The organism is Mesorhizobium prunaredense (genome assembly GCF_900156895.1).
In the GTDB taxonomy this organism is placed as follows: Bacteria; Pseudomonadota; Alphaproteobacteria; order Rhizobiales; family Rhizobiaceae; genus Mesorhizobium; species Mesorhizobium prunaredense.
Genome location: NZ_FTPD01000068.1, coordinates 1 through 2,895, shown reverse-complemented (window position 1 = coordinate 2,895; position 2,895 = coordinate 1). Strand labels below are relative to the sequence as shown.

Annotated in this window: 4 protein-coding genes; 1 reads left to right on the top strand and 3 read right to left on the bottom strand. The window is 58.9% G+C overall.

Features of this window, described 5'->3' with window-relative positions; translation table 11 throughout:
- Positions 1–133: 133 nt before the first annotated feature.
- From BQ8794_RS31965 to BQ8794_RS31955, 3 genes are all read right to left on the bottom strand, one after another.
- On the bottom strand, positions 134–1,324 hold the full coding sequence (locus BQ8794_RS31965) for a tyrosine-type recombinase/integrase (protein WP_077383580.1): 1,191 nt from the start codon (positions 1,322–1,324) through the stop codon (positions 134–136).
- A 4-nt stretch (positions 1,325–1,328) separates the two neighbouring features.
- On the bottom strand, positions 1,329–1,550 hold the full coding sequence (locus tag BQ8794_RS31960; RefSeq protein WP_077383578.1) for a helix-turn-helix domain-containing protein: 222 nt from the start codon (positions 1,548–1,550) through the stop codon (positions 1,329–1,331).
- A gap of 72 nt (positions 1,551–1,622) precedes the next feature.
- Positions 1,623–1,868, bottom strand: a complete 246-nt coding sequence (locus tag BQ8794_RS31955) for a helix-turn-helix transcriptional regulator (protein ID WP_077383584.1) — start codon at positions 1,866–1,868, stop codon at positions 1,623–1,625.
- A 406-nt stretch (positions 1,869–2,274) separates the two neighbouring features.
- On the opposite strand from BQ8794_RS31955, the gene BQ8794_RS31950 reads away from it, so the two are divergent.
- The coding region (locus BQ8794_RS31950) for a tyrosine-type recombinase/integrase (protein WP_077383582.1) at positions 2,275–2,895 on the top strand (621 nt) is incomplete at its 3' end.

Sequence of the window (2,895 nt, the reverse complement as noted above, 5' to 3'; positions counted from 1 at the left end):
CCCTCCGGGCCCACCATAACCTCTGAATTCATTGAGAAAAATTGGCCTTTGCCCACGCCCTGCCCACGCTTTGCCCACGGCGCTTTGGCAGCAAAAAATCCTCTTAACGGGCGCGCTTCGAACAGTTCGCGATTCATTGTGAGCCGACGATGCGCAAATTGGCCCGCCGCTTCGCCTGATCGCGCTTTTCTTCTCGCTGGTTTATCGCTCTAGCAATGTCGACGGCAATGCGCTTCTTGTTGGCCTCACGGACGTATTCGTCGGTCACCGTCATCGACGAATGTCCCATAGCGTCCATTATGGCACGCGCTTGGATGTTGCACTCGGCGAGGTAGGTACCGAATGTGCGGCGCAGTCCATGAAGCGTATAGCCATCGGGTATTCCAGCCTGCCGGGTCCAATGCCGCATCATGCCGGTTAGGCTCTTTTCCGAGAAAGTCCTGCCATAAGCAGTCTTTAAGACGGTGCCGCCTTTCGATCGGTCGAGAGGTTCAAGCGCGGCTGCCAGCTTGTCTACGACCGGAATGAACATCTCTCGACCTCCGTGGCGATTGCGGTTTTTCTTCTGCCGAAAGTCAAAGGCTTCGATCAACACCAGCGAGCCGTCGAACAGCTCGATCTCCTCGCTCACCAGATCGCACCATTCAAGAGCAGCGATATCGGCGCGCCGATTGCCGAGCCAGAAACCGAGTGCGTAGCAGGTCCGAGCAGGCGTACCAATTGGATGCCGCTCTTCGTACTTTTCTCTAATCCCGATTGGCCAGGCCGGGTTCTTCGTGGACCTGGGCACGCGTACACGAATGGACAGCGATGGGTCGTCCTGCGGCTTGATCCATTTCTCGACTTGAATTGCCACCCACAGCAGCTTTTTGATCGCGACGAGAAGGTGCTTGGCAACCGTCCGGTTGGCAAGAAAGATGCCCTCGATAATCGCGCGCAGACGATCGGCATCAAGATGTTCCACCGGCGTATCGCGCCACGTCAGTGGATAGTCAGGATCGACCTGCATCTCAAGGAAGCGTTCAATGAGCCGCAGGTTCTTCCGCTGCGTTGCCTCGTCAAAGTCCAGCCATTCCATGGTAGTTTCGAGTCGCCGTGCTGCATGCCCAAAAGTACGCGGCAAGGCGCGCCCCGGCATGTTGATAATTTCCGCGCTGCCAGCGCGACCTTCAACGGCACGCCGATAGGCGATCTCAAACGCTTCGTCGCCGGGCTGGCCGGGTAAGGTTATTTGTCGAGCATGGCGATTAGCTCGGAAGCGCCAGTACTCCTTGCCATTGACCAGGCGGGAAGAAGCTCCAGGGTAGTCAGGATGTTTGGCCATTGAATTACTCTCCGCGCTGCAAGTCCTCGCGTAGGGGCTTCTGCAACAAGTCCTCACTTTTCATGGCAGCACGCAGCAGGACGGGGTAAGGAAAACCTCTGCCTTGCTCTATACCTTCAAAGGTGCGCTTCGGTATTCCTAGCACCTTGGCCGCGGCTTCGGCAGTGAACCCTTCCTTGGCCCGCCATGCTTTCACGTCTTGCGCAAGTTTCTCATTCTCGTTCACGTCATCCCTTCCGCTCCGGCTGTCATGATACTACGCCAGCAGCGCATACGCAACGAGCGTAGTTGCTTATCTTTATTCTACGTCCCGTTTGCTTCGTTTCAACAACTCTTGAAGGCCGCTATCTTTGTCCGGTAACGAGGTGAAAGCGATATCCAGGGCTACACGATCCCAGACAGCGCGGCTGTTGATGCGCTTGGGCTTCGGCATGCGCCCATCGGCAACCATCTCGTCAAAAAGCGTCGATCCGACACCGATGTAACGAGCTGCTTCCTCACGAGATAGCCCTCGTGGGGCATACGAGATTGCGTCACTCTTCATGGACGCGCCTCGGTCCTGATATTCCGGGCGTGTTGGTATCGAAGCACAAAACCACATCCTAGTTGCCATTTCGTAGCGAGGAGATCGTGTTGGGGTAAAATAAGAAGAGCCTCGTTAAGGGGAAGCGGCCTGACTAGTTCGTTCGGCGTAAACTGGCAGCAACGTGTGAACGGGGGCATTCCGGCAGGAGAGCAATCCGTGGGGCAAGTCGGCGGACGGCTTTCGCTGAGCTGGCGATCAGTGAGCCACTACTCAGACGTCGCGTTCAGGGCCGAAGAACGAACCCGCTCGCGCGGGAGGGCACCCTGTGGTTGAGGTAAGGGTTATGGGTCGATCGTCGCGCTCGCGTTGAGCGTCGTTCGGCTGGAGCAGAGCATTACGGGCTTCTTCAACAAGGAGCCTGACCATGCCCTATCCTGTTCTTGATGCACCTATCAGTCCACTTCGTCAGCGGCTGATCGACGACATGAACATGCGGCGTTTCTCACGGGAGACGCAGCGCAATTACCTCCGCGATGTCGGACGGTTCGCGACCTTCCTTGGCCGGCCGCCGGATACGGCGACCACCGACGACCTGCGCCGGTTCCAGATCGAGCAGCAGGACGACGGTGTTCCCGTGCCGACGATGAACAGCATCGTGTCGGCGCTGCGCTTCTTCTTCGCGCATACGGTCGATCGTCCCGATCTGGCGCGCAAGCTCGTTCGGCTGGCGCACCCGCGCACGCTGCCGGTGGTGCTCAGCCGCGACGAAGTCGCTCGGCTGCTCAACGCCACCACCTGCCTCAAGCACCAGGCCGCGCTCTCGGTCGCCTATGGTGCGGGCTTGCGCGTCGCCGAGGTGTCGATGCTGAAGGTCGCCGATGTCGACAGCGAGCGCATGCTGCTACGTGTCGAGCGCGGCAAGGGCGGGCGATACCGGAACGCCATGCTGTCGCAAGACCTGCTCTGGTTGCTGCGCCAGTGGTGGAAGGTCGGACGCCAGCAGGGCGTGATGCACCGCGACGGCTGGCTGTTTCCGGGGCAGCAT

Bases quoted from the DNA above. Each gene is read 5' to 3' on its own strand.
- BQ8794_RS31965 (WP_077383580.1), bottom strand. From the start codon at position 1,324: ATGGCCAAACATCCTGACTACCCTGGAGCTTCTTCCCGCCTGGTCAAT.
- BQ8794_RS31955 (WP_077383584.1), bottom strand. From the start codon at position 1,868: ATGAAGAGTGACGCAATCTCGTATGCCCCACGAGGGCTATCTCGTGAG.